Annotated in this window: 14 protein-coding genes; 10 read left to right on the top strand and 4 right to left on the bottom strand. The window is 52.9% G+C overall.

Going from position 1 to position 14,943, the window contains the following annotated elements:
• Positions 1–59: 59 nt before the first annotated feature.
• The gene (locus OQ371_RS19585; RefSeq protein WP_265990008.1) at positions 60–2,063 is read left to right on the top strand and encodes an alpha-amylase family protein; all 2,004 of its coding nucleotides are present in this window, start codon (positions 60–62) and stop codon (positions 2,061–2,063) included.
• Positions 2,064–2,139: 76 nt separating this feature from the next.
• Here OQ371_RS19585 and OQ371_RS19590 read toward each other — a convergent pair whose 3' ends face one another.
• Both OQ371_RS19590 and OQ371_RS19595 read right to left on the bottom strand, forming a co-directional pair.
• Entirely contained in the window at positions 2,140–2,679 is a 540-nt protein-coding gene (locus OQ371_RS19590; RefSeq protein WP_265990010.1) for a ferritin, read from the bottom strand.
• A 184-nt stretch (positions 2,680–2,863) separates the two neighbouring features.
• On the bottom strand, positions 2,864–3,217 hold the full coding sequence (locus OQ371_RS19595) for a hypothetical protein (RefSeq protein ID WP_265990012.1): 354 nt from the start codon (positions 3,215–3,217) through the stop codon (positions 2,864–2,866).
• 259 nt (positions 3,218–3,476) lie between these two features.
• Here OQ371_RS19595 and OQ371_RS19600 point away from each other — a divergent pair, with 259 nt between their 5' ends.
• The 6 genes from OQ371_RS19600 to lepB all read left to right on the top strand — a co-directional run bounded on the left by OQ371_RS19600 (position 3,477) and on the right by lepB (position 9,221).
• Complete coding sequence (locus tag OQ371_RS19600) at positions 3,477–4,499, top strand: SPASM domain-containing protein (protein ID WP_265990014.1); 1,023 nt, start codon at positions 3,477–3,479, stop codon at positions 4,497–4,499.
• 170 nt (positions 4,500–4,669) lie between these two features.
• Positions 4,670–5,458 (top strand): ParA family protein, encoded by a 789-nt coding sequence (locus OQ371_RS19605; protein WP_265990015.1) that lies wholly within the window; start codon positions 4,670–4,672, stop codon positions 5,456–5,458.
• 27 nt (positions 5,459–5,485) lie between these two features.
• Positions 5,486–6,403 (top strand): ParB/RepB/Spo0J family partition protein, encoded by a 918-nt coding sequence (locus tag OQ371_RS19610; protein ID WP_265990017.1) that lies wholly within the window; start codon positions 5,486–5,488, stop codon positions 6,401–6,403.
• A gap of 82 nt (positions 6,404–6,485) precedes the next feature.
• Positions 6,486–7,178 carry a DUF5683 domain-containing protein gene (locus tag OQ371_RS19615; protein WP_265990018.1) on the top strand — a complete coding sequence of 231 codons (693 nt, stop codon included), beginning with the start codon at positions 6,486–6,488 and terminating at the stop codon, positions 7,176–7,178.
• 75 nt (positions 7,179–7,253) lie between these two features.
• Complete coding sequence (dapB, locus tag OQ371_RS19620; protein WP_265990019.1) at positions 7,254–7,982, top strand: 4-hydroxy-tetrahydrodipicolinate reductase; 729 nt, start codon at positions 7,254–7,256, stop codon at positions 7,980–7,982.
• A gap of 102 nt (positions 7,983–8,084) precedes the next feature.
• Complete coding sequence (lepB, locus tag OQ371_RS19625; RefSeq protein WP_265990021.1) at positions 8,085–9,221, top strand: signal peptidase I; 1,137 nt, start codon at positions 8,085–8,087, stop codon at positions 9,219–9,221.
• A 62-nt stretch (positions 9,222–9,283) separates the two neighbouring features.
• Here the strand turns inward: lepB and ung are convergent, their stop codons facing one another.
• Positions 9,284–9,949 carry a uracil-DNA glycosylase gene (ung, locus tag OQ371_RS19630; protein ID WP_265990022.1) on the bottom strand — a complete coding sequence of 222 codons (666 nt, stop codon included), beginning with the start codon at positions 9,947–9,949 and terminating at the stop codon, positions 9,284–9,286.
• A gap of 169 nt (positions 9,950–10,118) precedes the next feature.
• On the opposite strand from ung, the gene apaG reads away from it, so the two are divergent.
• The 3 genes from apaG to OQ371_RS19645 all read left to right on the top strand — a co-directional run bounded on the left by apaG (position 10,119) and on the right by OQ371_RS19645 (position 12,779).
• Positions 10,119–10,505 (top strand): Co2+/Mg2+ efflux facilitator ApaG/CorD, encoded by a 387-nt coding sequence (gene apaG / locus OQ371_RS19635; protein ID WP_265990023.1) that lies wholly within the window; start codon positions 10,119–10,121, stop codon positions 10,503–10,505.
• Positions 10,506–10,542: 37 nt separating this feature from the next.
• The gene (locus OQ371_RS19640) at positions 10,543–11,316 is read left to right on the top strand and encodes an O-methyltransferase (RefSeq protein ID WP_265990024.1); all 774 of its coding nucleotides are present in this window, start codon (positions 10,543–10,545) and stop codon (positions 11,314–11,316) included.
• Positions 11,317–11,402: 86 nt separating this feature from the next.
• Positions 11,403–12,779, top strand: coding sequence for a monooxygenase (locus tag OQ371_RS19645; protein WP_265990026.1), 1,377 nt, complete (start codon positions 11,403–11,405; stop codon positions 12,777–12,779).
• 67 nt (positions 12,780–12,846) lie between these two features.
• Here OQ371_RS19645 and OQ371_RS19650 read toward each other — a convergent pair whose 3' ends face one another.
• Positions 12,847–14,706 carry a DEAD/DEAH box helicase gene (locus OQ371_RS19650; RefSeq protein WP_265990027.1) on the bottom strand — a complete coding sequence of 620 codons (1,860 nt, stop codon included), beginning with the start codon at positions 14,704–14,706 and terminating at the stop codon, positions 12,847–12,849.
• Positions 14,707–14,943: the final 237 nt, after the last annotated feature.

A 14,943-nucleotide genomic window follows, 5' to 3' on the forward strand; every position in this document is an offset into this window, starting at 1 on the left:
GTTAATAAACCCGTTCGAAGCTAGACGGTTTTATTGATAATTCTATATTTGCTTGTGCTATGCCCACAAACCTTCAACCGTTTCAGGAAAATTGGCAGCAGAATTTTGCGGCCTACATCGGTGCTTACCAGGAAGACCGACAGTCGTTTATTGCCAATCTGCTGCCGGAACACGCCGTCGAATTCTCTGTTTATCAGACTCTGGACGTGCTGGCCCGGCGGTACGGTTTCCCCGCTGTTCAACAGGCGCTCGACCCTGTCCAGACCATACCCAGCCCGGTAGCGGGGCAGCCCGACGGCAACTGGCTTAAACGGACGAAAATGGTGGGCGTTAACGTGCGGACCATCGGTTCGTTCTGGAACGTGGTGAATTACGCGCTGACATTACCGGCTATTCACGACAGCATTCACCTGCTGCCCATCTGGGAACCCGGCGTGGTGGGGAGCCTGTACGGAATGATCAGCTGGAACATCAATCCTGAATTTTTCAGCCAGGAACTGCACAAAATCGTCGCTCCGCTGGATACGCCCGAAAAACAGTTGAAGGTGGTGGTTAATCTGCTGCACCTGATGGGCCGGACGGTGGGCATGGATGTGATCCCGCATACCGACCGGTTTTCGGAAATGGTCCTGAGTGAACCGGAGCTTTTCGAGTGGGTGCAGCGCGCCGGTGCTATCCTGACCGATTCGTCCGAAACCGTTACGGAGCAGGTCAAACGGGCAATTGCCGACTGGGTGGCCGAGCACCGGCCCGAGGTCGCCGGTCAACCGTTTACGCCGGCGGTGTTGTTTGGTGAGGTCCACGAATACGGTCTGCGGCTCGAACGGCGCCTGTCGCTCATCCGGTATCTGGTGGAACGAGGCTTTGAAACCGTGCCAATGACGATGGGACCGCCGTACCGGGGCTTGTACAGCAAGCCGGAAGAGTTTGTCAACGACGAGTACGGGCAAACGTGGTACGAGTACGGTTTTCGGCAACCACGGCCCATGTCGCGGGTGTTTGGCCCCCTGACGCGGTATAAATTTTACCATACGAAAAACAACGATCACACGGGGGAGCTGGATTTTGAGGAACCCAACCCGGTGGCCTGGGCGTATGTCTGTCAGCAGTATTTTGAATGTCAGCAACGGTACAATTTTGATTTTATGCGGGGCGATATGGCGCACGTTCAGATGCGTCCGGGGGGCGTCCCGGCCCAGATCGACGATTTTTACGATCCGCTCCGAACCATCAAACGGTTTATCCAGACCCAGGGCGTTACCCACTTTGGCTTTTTTGCCGAGACGTTTCTGGCACCGCCCGACACGATGGGCTATGGCGATGAACTAACGCACCTGGAAGCCATTGAAGCCGAAACGACCCTGGGTGATCTGCAATCGACGGTGGTGAACTCGGCCGATTTTCTGGGCCGTTTCCGGCATTACCTCGATTTGGCCCACACCCGCCGGTTTGCCCCCAGCTTTACGGTGATGACGGCCGACAAGGATGACCCCCGGTTTGACGAGTTTTACCGCACGGGAAATCTGGCGCGGTACTTTATTAGTTTGTTTTTGAATGAATTGCCAAGCTACGTCGGCTTGGGATTTGAGGTCCGGAACCGGCACCTGGAGCGGGGCCTAAACGAAGAATACAGCAAACTGTATGTGTTCAGCATCCGGGATGAAGCGCAGACCGACAAAGTAACGCAGGGCCCGTACCGGTGGGGGCAGCATACTGCCCAGTTTCAGAAGATTTTGGAACTCCGGCTTTTGTCCGATCAGATTGGCCCCGGTATTCGGGAGCAACCCGTGTGCTGGCTCATGCTGCCCGACCCCACCGGAAGCCAGTCGGTTATTGCCTGGACGCAGCGGGACCGTCCGGCGTACGTGTTTGTGGGGAATCTGGACCCGCAGCAACCCGCCCGACACCTCACCGTGCCGCTGTTTCCGGATGCTGCGGAGACGTTGCAATGCCTGCACGATACCGTCGAAAAGGCCGCAACCGACCCGGTGGCCCATAACGGGTATCATTATCCGCTCCCCGCTCTGCAGGCGGGTGCGTGCCGGATTTATCAGGTGGTTTAAACAAAGAAACCCCGCACGCGAAGCGTGCGGGGTTCGTATTTGGTATAGTGAGTATGAGACTGGAACGCGCCAGTTTTTATTCGCCTTCCGCTCCGCCGTCGTAGCTGATTTTCGGAATGGCTTTATCGATCATGTACCGACCAACGCCTTCTTCACCAATGACGTCGAACAGTTCGATGGCCCGGCGGGCGACGTATTCTTCTTCAATTTGCTCTTTCACGAACCACTGCATAAACTGGTCAGTGGCGAAGTCGTTCAATTGGCGGGCGGTACCCACGATGCGGTTGATGGAGTTGCTAACGGCAATCTCCTGTTGCAGAGCCAGTTCAAAAATATCCCGGAACCCGGCGAAATCCTGCGGTACGTTGGTGATTTCCGGCGAGATGGCGTGGCCACCCATGTCGGATACGTAGTTAAAGATTTTCAGCATGTGGTTACGCTCTTCGTTCGATTGCTTATAGAAGTAACCCGCGCTGTAGTCAAAACCGTTGCGATCGCACCACGCAGCCATTGCCAGGTAGATGGCGGATGAGTGGGCTTCCATTTTTATCTGTTCGTTGAGAATTCCCTCGATTTCTTCTTTCAGCGAGGTTCTCATTCTAACTAAGTCTTTCATCGGTACTGTCAGTTTTAAGTTCTTGTTCGTGTGGGCAGCTCGGTGTGCCTTTCGTGTTACAAGAATACTGATTTCAACCGAAAAAAGTTTTGGGTGAATAATATTTGGAAACAGTCTAATTGCAGTGTTTCAGACTGATAGGAGGGAAAACCTGACAAAAATTTCCGAAGAAACGCGTGTCTGGTTAATAAACCAGCGTGCTACACAACCGCTCGTTCAGCAGGGTGTTTAGGTCCAGAACAAAACGGGTGCCGGCCAGCAGATCGCGCAGGGCAATGAGGTCGCAGAGGTTGAGGACGAACAGATGGTCGGTGCGGGGAGCGTCAATTACCTCAACGTCGTAGGCGTCATCGGTATTGAAGATCATCGTGTGAATGTCAACGGAATCGACCCGCTTCTTAAACGTCATAAAATCGGAAATCCGCAGGGAAACGCGTGCTTCACCGAACTGAATAAGAATCCGATTGGTTGTATCGCATTGATAGGTCGTGCCTTTGGCGTTGGCGAACAGTTCAGTTAAGGAAAGGGTATTCGACACGGATGATGCAAAAAATAACGGTGAAAATCTGATTCGAATGCGTTTAGTGATGTAAAAGTACAATTGGATTGCTGACGAGTCAAGATTAATTTGAACTATTCTAAATAAATTTTTTTGCCGCACCAAGGTGCTGACTGCAAAGCCGGTGCATGGCCCGCCGGGAGAAAAAACGGATGGATGTCCGCTAAATTTCATGACGGACTTGGTCAAGCCGTTTGCTTATTCCTTTACATTTGTTTTCTACTTTTGATTGTGCCGCATGAATCGTAATCTAACCGACGGACTGAATTTTTTCTCCAAAATAACCCCCAAACGCGCCTGGAACGCGTTGAAAGTAGTGTCGAGTTATTACGAGTCGAAATGGACCGGGAAAGCCATCCACCGGGGTTCGCCCATCGCCCTGTCGTTTGAACCCACCACCTCCTGCAACCTGCGTTGCCCTGAATGCCCGAGTGGTCTGCGTTCGTTTACGCGCCCGACTGGTATGCTGCCCGCCGATCTTTTCAAAAAGACAATTGATGAAATTGCGGACACGCTCCTGTACCTGACATTTTATTTTCAGGGCGAACCGTATCTGCACCCCGATTTCCTGACGCTGGTGGGCTATGCCTCCCAAAAAGGAATTTATACGGCCACCTCCACCAACGCCCATTACCTGACCGACGCCAACGCGCGGAAAACTGTTGAGTCGGGTCTGGACCGGCTGATTATTTCCATTGACGGCACCACGCAGGAAGTTTACCAGCAATACCGGGTGGGCGGGAAGTTGCACAAGGTGCTGGAGGGAACCCGGAACATCATCAAGTGGAAAAAAGAACTGAAATCCAGGACGCCCCACGTCATCTTTCAGTTTCTGGTGGTCAAACCCAACGAACACCAGATTGCCGAGGTCTACCAACTGGCCGAGGAACTGGGCGTCGATGAAGTCGGCCTGAAAACCGCCCAGATTTACGATTTCGAGCACGGCTCTGAGCTGATGCCCACCATTGACAAATACTCCCGCTACGAGAAAACCGCCAGCGGCACCTACGCCATCAAAAATGCCCTGGACGGTCACTGCTGGAAAATGTGGCACTCCTGCGTCATTACCTGGGACGGGCTGGTGGTACCCTGCTGCTTCGACAAAGATGCTCACTACCGGATGGGCGATCTCAAACAACAAACGTTTGCTCAATTGTGGGACAGCGAACCCTACCAGCAATTCCGGCAGACCCTGATCCATTCCCGCTCCGGAATCGAGATGTGTAAAAACTGCACCGAAGGAACGCAGGTCTGGGCCTGAGCCAGTTAAGAATTAAAAGTTAAAAATTAAAAGTTAAACGCGTCCGTAACTTTTAATTTTTAACTTTTGACTTTTAATTCCTGCTGTGGAACATTTGAAAAAAAACCGTGAAACGTTCCTTGCTTTAGAATAACCATCTCCTGATATTTGGGGCTGCAACGAACAAACCCATGGGTAAAGTTATAGCTATTGCCAACCAAAAGGGGGGCGTCGGAAAGACCACCACAACGATCAATCTGGCGGCCAGTCTGGCGGCTCTCGAATTCCGAACACTGATTGTCGACGCCGACCCACAGGCCAACTCCACGTCGGGTTTAGGGTATAATCCGAAAGAGATAGAGAACAGCATCTACGAGTGCATGATCGAAGACATCCGCACGCGTGACGCCGTTATCCAGACGGATTTTCCGAACCTCGACCTGCTTCCGTCCCACATCGACCTGGTTGGGGCCGAAATTGAGATGATCAATCTCAAGAACCGGGAGGAGAAAATGAAGGAGGCCCTCTACGACGTGAAGGAGGAATACGATTTTGTGATCATCGACTGCTCTCCCTCGCTGGGTCTGATTACCATCAACAGCCTGACTGCCGCCGATTCCGTAATTATTCCCGTGCAGTGCGAGTATTTCGCCCTGGAAGGGCTCGGCAAGCTGCTGAACACCGTCAAAATTATTCAGTCGCGGCTGAACACCTCACTGACCATCGAAGGCATTCTGCTGACGATGTATGACCTGCGCGTTCGTTTATCCAACCAGGTGGTTGGCGAAGTGACGGCGCATTTTCAACAGATGGTTTTCAACACCATCATTCCCCGCAACATACGGCTGAGCGAATCGCCAAGTTTCGGATTGCCGGTGCTGGCGCAGGATGCCGACAGCAAAGGCGCCATCAGTTATCTCAATCTCGCCCGCGAAATCCTGGCAAAAAACGGCCGGTTACCGCAGGATCAGACCGTGTAGCACCCAATATAAAGAATCAAGCCAGTCATGGATAATACGAACGCAAAAAGTAATCCGAAAAAAATGATAGGTCTGGGCCGAGGATTAGGAGCCTTATTGCACGACAGCGAACAGGTAAACCGACCAAGCAAGCCGTCGCCGTATGAGTCGATCTCGACGATGACTGAAATCAACGTGAACCACATCGAAACCAACCCGTTTCAACCCCGGACCCGGTTCGATGAAGAAGCCTTGATGGAACTGGCCGAGTCGATCCGCGTGCAGGGAATTATCCAGCCTATCACGGTTCGGCAGTTGGGGCGCGAGCAGTACCAGTTGATTGCCGGAGAACGGCGGTTGCAGGCATCCAAACTGATTGGTTTGACCAACGTTCCGGCGTTTGTCCGTCAGGCCAACGATCAGCAGATGCTGGAAATGGCGCTGATTGAGAACATTCAGCGGGAAAACCTGAACTCAATAGAAATCGCCCTGAGTTACCAGCGGCTCATCACCGAATGCAGTCTGAAACAGGAGGAACTGGGCGTTCGGGTTGGTAAAAACCGCACGACGGTCAACAACTACATCCGGCTGCTGAAACTGCCCCCGGTGATTCAGGCCGCCCTGCGCGACACCAAGATTTCGATGGGCCACGCCCGGGCCATCATCAACGTCGATAACCCGGATATTCAGATCAAACTCTTCAATAAAATCATTGAAGAAGACTGGTCGGTCCGGCGCGTGGAAGAGGCCGTCCGGAATCTTTCGACGGCGCCCCAAGCTGAACCTGAACGGCGTTCGACACCGTATAAGCAGGAGATTCGGGGGCTTCAGTTCAAGCTGTCGTCGCTGTTCGGTACGAAGGTGTCCATCAAGGCCGACGAAAAGCACAAAGGCGAAATCAAAATCCCGTTTACGTCACAGGATGAGATGAACCGGATTCTGGAAGTGCTGAATTATAAAGCCTAAAAAATGTTAATTCTCCGTAATTCAGGTTATTCCGGTCCGATTGTTCGTTTATAGAATGACAATTCATTCCAACGGAAAATCCATGAAAGCAGGAGAACGGCTCTTTGAACGAATGAACTGGCGAACATACGTGTGGGTGAGCGTATTGCTTTTGGGACTGGGCGGAAAAACCGTCGCCCAGAACCCGGCCCGGCCCGTACGCGATTCGGTTCCGAACCTTCAGGCAGCCCCCGTTTTTCTGGATACGCTGGGAAAAGCGGTGGCCCTGGATACCGTACCGCTGACGGCCCAACAAAACGCCAGAATTCGTAAAATTGTACCGAAAAAAGCAACCATACTTTCGGCGGTGTTGCCCGGTTTGGGCCAGATTCACAACGGCCACTGGTGGAAAGTGCCGATTATCTACGCCGGTTTTGGTACGATGATTTACTTTTCCCAAATGTACGCGGAGGATTTCCGGTTCTACCGGAAATACGGCAAAATCGCTTATGCCAGTACTTCGCAGACCGCGGAGGTTCCCGGTTATTCCGCCCCGATTAGTGTTTCCAACCTGGAGCGGGCAGCCCGGGCGGTATCGCGGTACCGGGATTACAATTACCTGGGTATTGCCTTGCTGTGGGGCGTTAATGTGATCGAAGCCAACGTGACGGCGCACCTCAAAACGTTCGATGTTTCGGAGGATCTGACCCTGAAGGTGAAGCCCGGGCTGCTGATGCCCGCCGTGGGAACCATGCCCGTGCCGGGTGTGCGGGTTGCCTTTCAATTCAGGAAATAAAGTAGAATGGGTTCGTCTGGCGTTCAAGGGGTATACTACCTTGCCGATAAAGACCGGCCAATAAACAGGATTTGAATGAAGATACTCTTACTCGGTTATGGCAAGATGGGTAAAACCATCGAGCAGATTGCACTGGATCGGGGGCACGAAATTGCGGGCCGGATTGATCTGCACAACCGCACCCAGCTCGATACCCTCGGGCCGTCGGACGTTGACGTGGCCATTGAATTTAGCTCGCCGGAGTCGGCCGTTGCCAACATTCAGGACTGCCTCAAACGGGGTTGGCCGATCGTTTGCGGCACCACCGGCTGGCTCGACCACCGGGCCGAAATCGAGGACCTGTGCCGCAGTACCAACGGGGCTTTTTTCTACGCATCGAACTACAGCATCGGCGTCAACCTGTTTTTTCGGTTGAATAAAATGCTGGCCCGGTTCATGAAAAGCTATCCGTCGTACCACGTCTCCATGACCGAGGTGCACCATACCGAAAAGAAAGACGCGCCGAGCGGCACGGCTATTACGCTGGCCGAAGGAATCATCGAAGAACTCCCCACCAAAAAACGCTGGAGTGAGAACACCGCCGAACAACCGGATGCCGTTGCTATTGAATCCCTGCGCGAGGGGACGGTGCCGGGAACGCACGTGGTTCGTTACGATTCCGAAGTCGATACCATTGAAATCAAGCACGTAGCCCACAGCCGCCAGGGGTTTGCCCTGGGAGCCGTTATTGCCGGTGAATGGCTGGCCGGACGCCAGGGCATTTTTGGCATGGATGACCTGCTGGGTGAAAACGTTACCGTCTAAATCAATCAACTACCAAACGCCGAGCAATAAATAAGGAATTGGAGATAATCGATTGAGAATCGGTTCGTTATTCAGTATTCATTGTTCATTATTTTCAACAGTATGTCAGTCGTTAAAAATCAGGAAACCGCCCCCCGGCGCAGCGCCAAGAACAAATCGCCGTTCCGCGAGTGGGTCGATTCCATTGTGTTTGCGGTGGTGGCCGCTACGCTGATCCGGTGGCTGTTTATGGAAGCGTTTACCATTCCGACGCCTTCGATGGAAAAGAGCCTGCTGGTGGGCGACTTCCTGTTTGTCAGCAAACTCCACTACGGAACCCGGACGCCCAAAACGCCCTTGCAGGTGCCGTTGACCCACCAAAAAATCTGGGGAACCGAAATACCGTCGTATCTGGACTGGATTCAGTTGCCGCAATACCGTCTGCCGGGCTTCTCGTCGGTCAAGCAGGGCGATGTTGTGGTGTTCAATTATCCTCCCGAAGACTACCCCACCGATCTGAAAACCAACTACATCAAACGCTGCATTGGCGTGCCGGGCGATGTGCTGGAAATTCGCGACCGCAAGGTTATCGTAAACGGAAAGGACTTTCCGGACCCGGTGAAATCGGAAACGGAATACTTCCTGAAAACCAATTCCGTCATCAGCGCGAAGGTTTTCAAACGGTATGACATCACGGATTACGAGCAGAGCACCGAAACCTACAACGACACCATTGCCGCCAACGACGCGTCGGGCTACCGGATTCATACCACGCCGGAAACCGCGGCTTTGCTGAAGCAGCAGGAGTTTGTGCAGGGAATTGAGGTGATCAAAACGCCGAAGGGCTCCGTCAACCCGTTCCAGCCCGTTTACCCGCAGTCGCCCCTGTTCCCCTGGAACGTAGACAACTACGGCCCCATTACCGTCCCGAAAGAAGGGGTGACCATTCCGCTCGACGAAAAGAACATCGCGCTCTACGGACCGGTGATCCAGAAATACGAAGACAACGACAAAGTGGAAATTGCCGAAAAATCAATCAAAATTGACGGCAAGCCCATCACCTCGTATACGTTCAAGCAGGATTATTATTTCATGATGGGCGACAACCGCCACAACTCCGCCGACTCGCGGTACTGGGGTTTTGTGCCCGCCGATCACATCGTTGGAAAAGCGGTTTTCATCTGGATGTCAATTGATCCGAACCCGGAAAGCGTCCTGAACAAAATTCGCTGGAACCGCCTGTTCCGGATTATTGACTAACCGGGCTACCGCTTCCAGTCAGTGCCCACCAACGGAAACACGGACTGGAAGCCGGTGGGCAATTACCATTCGATTTCCTGCAGACCTTTGCTTTTCAGAAAGGCGTTCGTCTGGCCGAAGTGTTTGTTGCCGAACCAGCCGCCGTGTTGCGCAGCCATCGGCGACGGGTGTTTGGCTTTCAGAACCAAGTGTTTACTGGCGTCAATAATGGCGCCTTTTTTTTGCGCGTAAGCGCCCCAAAGCAGAAAGACCAGGTTTTCTTTTTCGTCGGACAGGTGCTGAATGGCCGCATCCGTAAACGTCTCCCAGCCCTTGTTCTGATGCGAGCCGGCCTGGCTGGCCCGAACCGTCAGGGTCGCATTGAGCAGCAGAACCCCCTGAACCGCCCAGCGTTCCAGGTTACCGGATTTGGGGATGGGCGTGCCCAGGTCGTCCTTGATTTCTTTAAAAATATTAACCAGCGAAGGCGGTTTGGTAATGCCATCGTTGACCGAAAACGCCAAGCCATTGGCCTGGCCTTCACCGTGGTACGGGTCCTGCCCCAGAATGACAACCTTCGTCTGGTCGAACGGGCATTTGTCGAACGCGTTAAAAATCAGCTTGCCCGGTGGGTAGCAACGCTGCGTGCTGTATTCGAGCCGAACAAACTCGACCAGTTTCGGAAAATACGACTTCTCAAATTCGTCGTGCAGCCGCTGCTGCCAGGAGGGTTCAATAACGACCTTCATGCAAATGGAGTTGGGGTACCGGTTTATGGTAACAAGAATAACCTGCGCCGGGCCGGCTTGGTGCTGCGGCAAAACTGCGCAAACCTAAAATTATTTTCGGACCGTACTGGAATTATAAACTCTTAAATTTTATTTTCGTTTTAAGGTTGTCAAACAACAGGCTATTCGAATGATATCGGCAGTTACCGACGGCGTCAAGGTCAGTGTTGTGACCGAATACCAGCCGGAATATTCCAGTCCCTCGCAGGCGCATTTTGTGTTTACCTACCGGATCACCATTGAAAACAACAGCAATGCAACGATCCAGTTACTACGACGCCATTGGGTCATTTACGACGCTCATGGTTCGGCGCGGGAGGGGGAAGGTGCGGGCGTGGTAGGGCAGCAGCCTATTCTGGAACCCGGCGAAACCCACGAGTACGTTTCAGGCTGTAACCTGCGTTCGAGTTTGGGCAAAATGGGCGGAACCTATCTGATGGAGCGGGTGGTGGACGGGAAGCAATTCCGGGTCACTATTCCCGAGTTTACGATGGTGGTTCCGTACCGGTTGAATTAATTTTTCTGTAAAAGTCCGCCAGCGCGGTTTTCATTGTTTGATTCGAGCTTATCTAAAATTTCTTCTCAAGGCCCGCGGTGCGCATTCCCTGCATTCGCCTTTCGTTTTTGATCTTTACACCAACCTCATTCGATCCGATAATCCGCAAGAACCTGCGTTTGGGCCGATTCGTGCCCTGCAGAACGAATTGCTGCGGGAGACCCGGACCATCCAGATCACGGATTTTGGGGCGGGGTCCCGCATCAACAGCTCCCGCGAACGCGCCATTCGGGACATTGCCAAAAATTCGCAGAAGCCGGCGCGGTTCGGCCGTCTGATGTACCGGTTGATTCAACGGTTTGGCTCCCAAACGATCGTTGATCTGGGAACTTCGCTCGGCATCACCACGCTGTACGAAGCCGCTGCCGCCCCGACGGCCCAACTCTTGACGTTTGAAGGCTGCCCCCAGACCGCAGCCGTGGCAGCCGCCAATTTCCGGAAGCTGAACCGCCAGCATATCGAGATTGTAACGGGTAACCTGGACGAAACGCTGGCTGAGCGCTTGAAAACCGTCCCTTCCATCGATTTTGCATTTTTTGACGCCAACCACCGCTACGAACCGACCGTACAGTATTTTAAGACCTGTCTTTTGAAGGCCCATCATGAATCCTGTTTTATTTTTGACGATATTCACTGGTCGGATGAAATGGAGCAAGCCTGGGAAACGATCAAAGCAGACCCGGCCGTGACGGTTTCCATTGATCTGTTTTACATTGGCCTGGTGTTTTTCCGGCCCCAGCAACCCAAGCAGGATTTTATTCTAAAGTTTTGATTCGGAGTTTCTTATAAAAATAATCCGGCCATTATACACGTTGTCGGTATAACGGCAAAGCGTCCTATCGATCATACAACCGATTCATGAGCCATTTCTTTCGTCCTATTCGCCTGACTATATTGGGGGCGCTGGGTGTGGGTTTGCTGGTAGCTTCCTGCCAGAAATCCGATGATACACCCCAAGAGCAGCCCACGCCGGTCGCCAGTAGCTTTGAGCAGTTGCAGCGCCGGATTTTGACCCCCACCTGCGCCACGTCCGGTTGTCATTCCTCCGAATCGGATGCCCTGTTTAGCCAGCACCGGCTGGTACTGGCCGCGGGAGTTGCCTACAAAAATCTGGTGGGTGTTGCTCCGACCAACAGTACCGCCAAAGCCAACGGGTTGCTGCGCGTAAAGCCGTTTGCGTCGCAGGAAAGCCTGCTGTACCACAAACTCAATGCGGCCGCCGACCACCACAGCGGAGCTAATTATGGCAACCCTATGCCGTTGGGCGGGGAGTTGTTAACCGTCGGACAGATTGAATTCGTTCGTCGCTGGATTGAAGCCGGCGCACCGCAAACGGGCAGCATCGTCGATTCCACCCTGCTGGATGACAAAACGCCGAGTAAACCCGCCGAAAACTTCGAAGCGCTAAAAGCCCCGGCGGCCGGGGCCGGATTCCAGATTCACCTGGAGCCGTTTACGGTAATCCCGAATTTTGAGCGGGAGTTGTTTGTCCGGAAGTCGGTTGGCAACACCAAAGCCGTGTACGTTAACCGTTACGAAATTAAAATGCGCGCCAATAGCCACCATTTTCTGGCGTATACCTACCGGGATAACGATAAGCTACCGACCATCAATCAGATTCGTGATTTGCGCAATTCCGATAATTCCTACAACTTAGAAACGGCGCTATCCATGCAGAATCACATTTATTTTATCGGTTCGCAGGCGCCCCACACCGATTTTACGTTTCCGGAAGGAACGGCGCTGTTGGTTCCCGCCAACGCGACACTGGATTTAAATTCGCACTACGTTAATAAAACCGGAAGTCCGATTACGGGCGAAGCGTACGTGAATCTTTATACCGTTGATGAGTCGACGGTGAAAAACGTGATGAAAATCATGGACTTCACCAACACCAACCTGAACATTCCGGCCAAAACCCGGGTAACTATTTCCAAGACATTCACCATGTCGCGGCCGATAAAAATCCTGGTTCTGACCTCGCATTCGCACAAGTTAGGTGAAAAATTTGTTGTTCGGATCAAGGGAGGAGCCCGGGATGGAGAAGTCGTTTATACCTCCACAAGCTGGGAACACCCCGAAATTACCACCTACAAAACACCCATTCAGTTGGCAAAGGGCGAAGCGCTGGTTTCCGAAATCACCTACAACAACACCTCCGATAAAGATGTGAAGTGGGGTTTGACCAGCGAAGATGAGATGGGCATTATTTTCGGGTACTATCTGGAAGAATGATCCGGGCCCAAAATAAAAAAGCCGTTCTGTTTTCAGAACGGCTTTTTTGTGTATCAAACCAAGAAGATTACCGGGCAATTTCAACCTGAACGCGTTTGCCTTTGATGGTATTACCTTCCATAACGTCGACCACCCGGTTGGCGAAATCGCGGGGAACGTCAACGTACGTGTGTTTATCGAAAATGTCGATGTGACCAATACTGCTGCCCGGAATGTTGGCTTCACCGGCAATGGCACCCACGATATCCCCCGGACGAATGAAGTCCCGGCGACCCACGCTGACGTACAGACGGGTCATGTTCGCTTCGCGTTCGCGGGGCGCCCGATCGCGGTCGTCACGCTCAAACCGACGGCCTTCGCCCCGGTCTTCGCGGTTGCCGAAACGTCCACCCCGATCACGGTCTCCGAAACGGGCTTCACCCCGGGTACCCCGGTCTCCGAAACGGCCTGAGCCTTCACCGCGTCCGCGATCCCCAAAGCGACCGGAACTTTCGCGTCCACCGCGATCCCGGTCGCCAAAGCGGCCACCTTCCCGGCGCTCGCGACGGTCATCGTCGTGGCCCAGGTTCTGATCCGAAAATTCATTCTTCTCAATGCCCATGCCCCGTTTCACCAGCGCAGAAACGATTTGTTCGGTTGTAAATCCGCTGTGGTGCAAGGCGGTCAGCACGTCATCGTACAGATTCAGGTCCTGGCTGCTTTCGATGGTTTGTTGTACCTGCTCGATAAAACGGGCTTTACGCAGACCAACGATGTCTTCAAACGACGGAATAACGCCTTTTTCTACCCGAACCTTGGTGTAGTTCTGGATTTCACGGAACCGGTATTTTTCGTCGCGGCCCACCAGTGAAAAGGCTTTGCCCGATTTCCCGGCGCGGCCCGTCCGACCAATCCGGTGTACGTAATATTCTTCGTCGAGCGGAATGTCATAGTTAATGACCGCATCAACGTTGTCGACGTCAATACCGCGGGCGGCTACGTCGGTAGCGACCAGAATGTTGGTAACACCCGAGCGGAATTTGGACATGACGTTGTTGCGTTGCGCCTGCCGCAAATCGCCGTGCAGACCTTCGGCCTGATAACCGCGAACCTGCAGATCTTCCACGATTTCGTCGACGCGCTTCTTCTGGTTACAGAATACCAGCAGCAATTTCAGGTCGTAGGTGTCGATCAGGCGACACATCACTTCCACTTTTGCTTTCGGTTTTACTTCAAAGTAAACCTGCTCAATGTTCTGATTGGTCAGCTCGTTTTTGACCACTTTCACCAGCACGGGATCTTTCTGGAACCGTTGGGTGATGGCCATGATCGGTTTCGACATGGTAGCCGAGAACAGAATCGTCTGCCGTTCTTCGGGCATATCTTCCAGAATGCCTTCGATGTCGTCGCGGAAACCCATATCCAGCATTTCGTCGGCTTCGTCCAGAATCATCATTTTGATGTTTTCCAGCTTCAGTGTCCGGCGCTCCATATGGTCCATCACGCGGCCGGGTGTACCGATCACGATGTGAACTCCGGTTTTCAACGACTTGATCTGCCGATCAATGGAATCGCCACCGTAGATGGCTTCCACCCGAATTCCGCGTTTGAATTTCGAAATTTTACGAACTTCATCGGCCACCTGAAGCGCCAGTTCGCGGGTTGGGCAAAGCACCAGCACCTGCGGATGGCGTTCAGCCACGTCGATCATCTCGATAGCCGGGATACCAAAAGCGGCCGTTTTCCCGGTTCCCGTCTGGGCCTGACCAATAACGTCGCGGCCGGCGAGAATGGGGGGGATGGCTTCCGCCTGAATGGGTGAGGGATGCTCGAAGCCCATTTCAGTGACAGCCTGCAAAATGTCATCAGATAAATTTAAATCGGCAAAGGTCCGTTGCGGAGTTGCCGGTTTGTTACTTACTTCCTGTTCAGTGATTTCAGGATTCATACCTTGTAAGAGTTTTTAAAAATGAAACTACTACAAGCGTTTATCGGCAGGAGTGCTCGTTCTGCACGGCCATGCAGTCCGATTACGAAAAATCGGTAACGATACGTACTATGTGATTGAGATACAGTCGTGAAGGAACCCCCGAAATTGCCCAGCTTAGCCCAACGTGAATGATTTCACTACCAATGCGATTGCCCCAACAGATGCGCCCAACGAATGTTAAACCCCTTTCCGGTT

The organism is Larkinella insperata, assembly GCF_026248825.1.
Classification (GTDB): Bacteria; Bacteroidota; Bacteroidia; order Cytophagales; family Spirosomataceae; genus Larkinella; species Larkinella insperata.

Bases quoted from the DNA above. Each gene is read 5' to 3' on its own strand.
- OQ371_RS19590 (WP_265990010.1), bottom strand. From the start codon at position 2,679: ATGAAAGACTTAGTTAGAATGAGAACCTCGCTGAAAGAAGAAATCGAG.
- OQ371_RS19585 (WP_265990008.1), top strand. From the start codon at position 60: ATGCCCACAAACCTTCAACCGTTTCAGGAAAATTGGCAGCAGAATTTT.
- OQ371_RS19645 (WP_265990026.1), top strand. From the start codon at position 11,403: ATGAGCCATTTCTTTCGTCCTATTCGCCTGACTATATTGGGGGCGCTG.
- OQ371_RS19615 (WP_265990018.1), top strand. From the start codon at position 6,486: ATGAAAGCAGGAGAACGGCTCTTTGAACGAATGAACTGGCGAACATAC.
- apaG (WP_265990023.1), top strand. From the start codon at position 10,119: ATGATATCGGCAGTTACCGACGGCGTCAAGGTCAGTGTTGTGACCGAA.
- OQ371_RS19605 (WP_265990015.1), top strand. From the start codon at position 4,670: ATGGGTAAAGTTATAGCTATTGCCAACCAAAAGGGGGGCGTCGGAAAG.
- lepB (WP_265990021.1), top strand. From the start codon at position 8,085: ATGTCAGTCGTTAAAAATCAGGAAACCGCCCCCCGGCGCAGCGCCAAG.
- dapB (WP_265990019.1), top strand. From the start codon at position 7,254: ATGAAGATACTCTTACTCGGTTATGGCAAGATGGGTAAAACCATCGAG.
- OQ371_RS19610 (WP_265990017.1), top strand. From the start codon at position 5,486: ATGGATAATACGAACGCAAAAAGTAATCCGAAAAAAATGATAGGTCTG.
- ung (WP_265990022.1), bottom strand. From the start codon at position 9,949: ATGAAGGTCGTTATTGAACCCTCCTGGCAGCAGCGGCTGCACGACGAA.
- OQ371_RS19600 (WP_265990014.1), top strand. From the start codon at position 3,477: ATGAATCGTAATCTAACCGACGGACTGAATTTTTTCTCCAAAATAACC.
- OQ371_RS19650 (WP_265990027.1), bottom strand. From the start codon at position 14,706: ATGAATCCTGAAATCACTGAACAGGAAGTAAGTAACAAACCGGCAACT.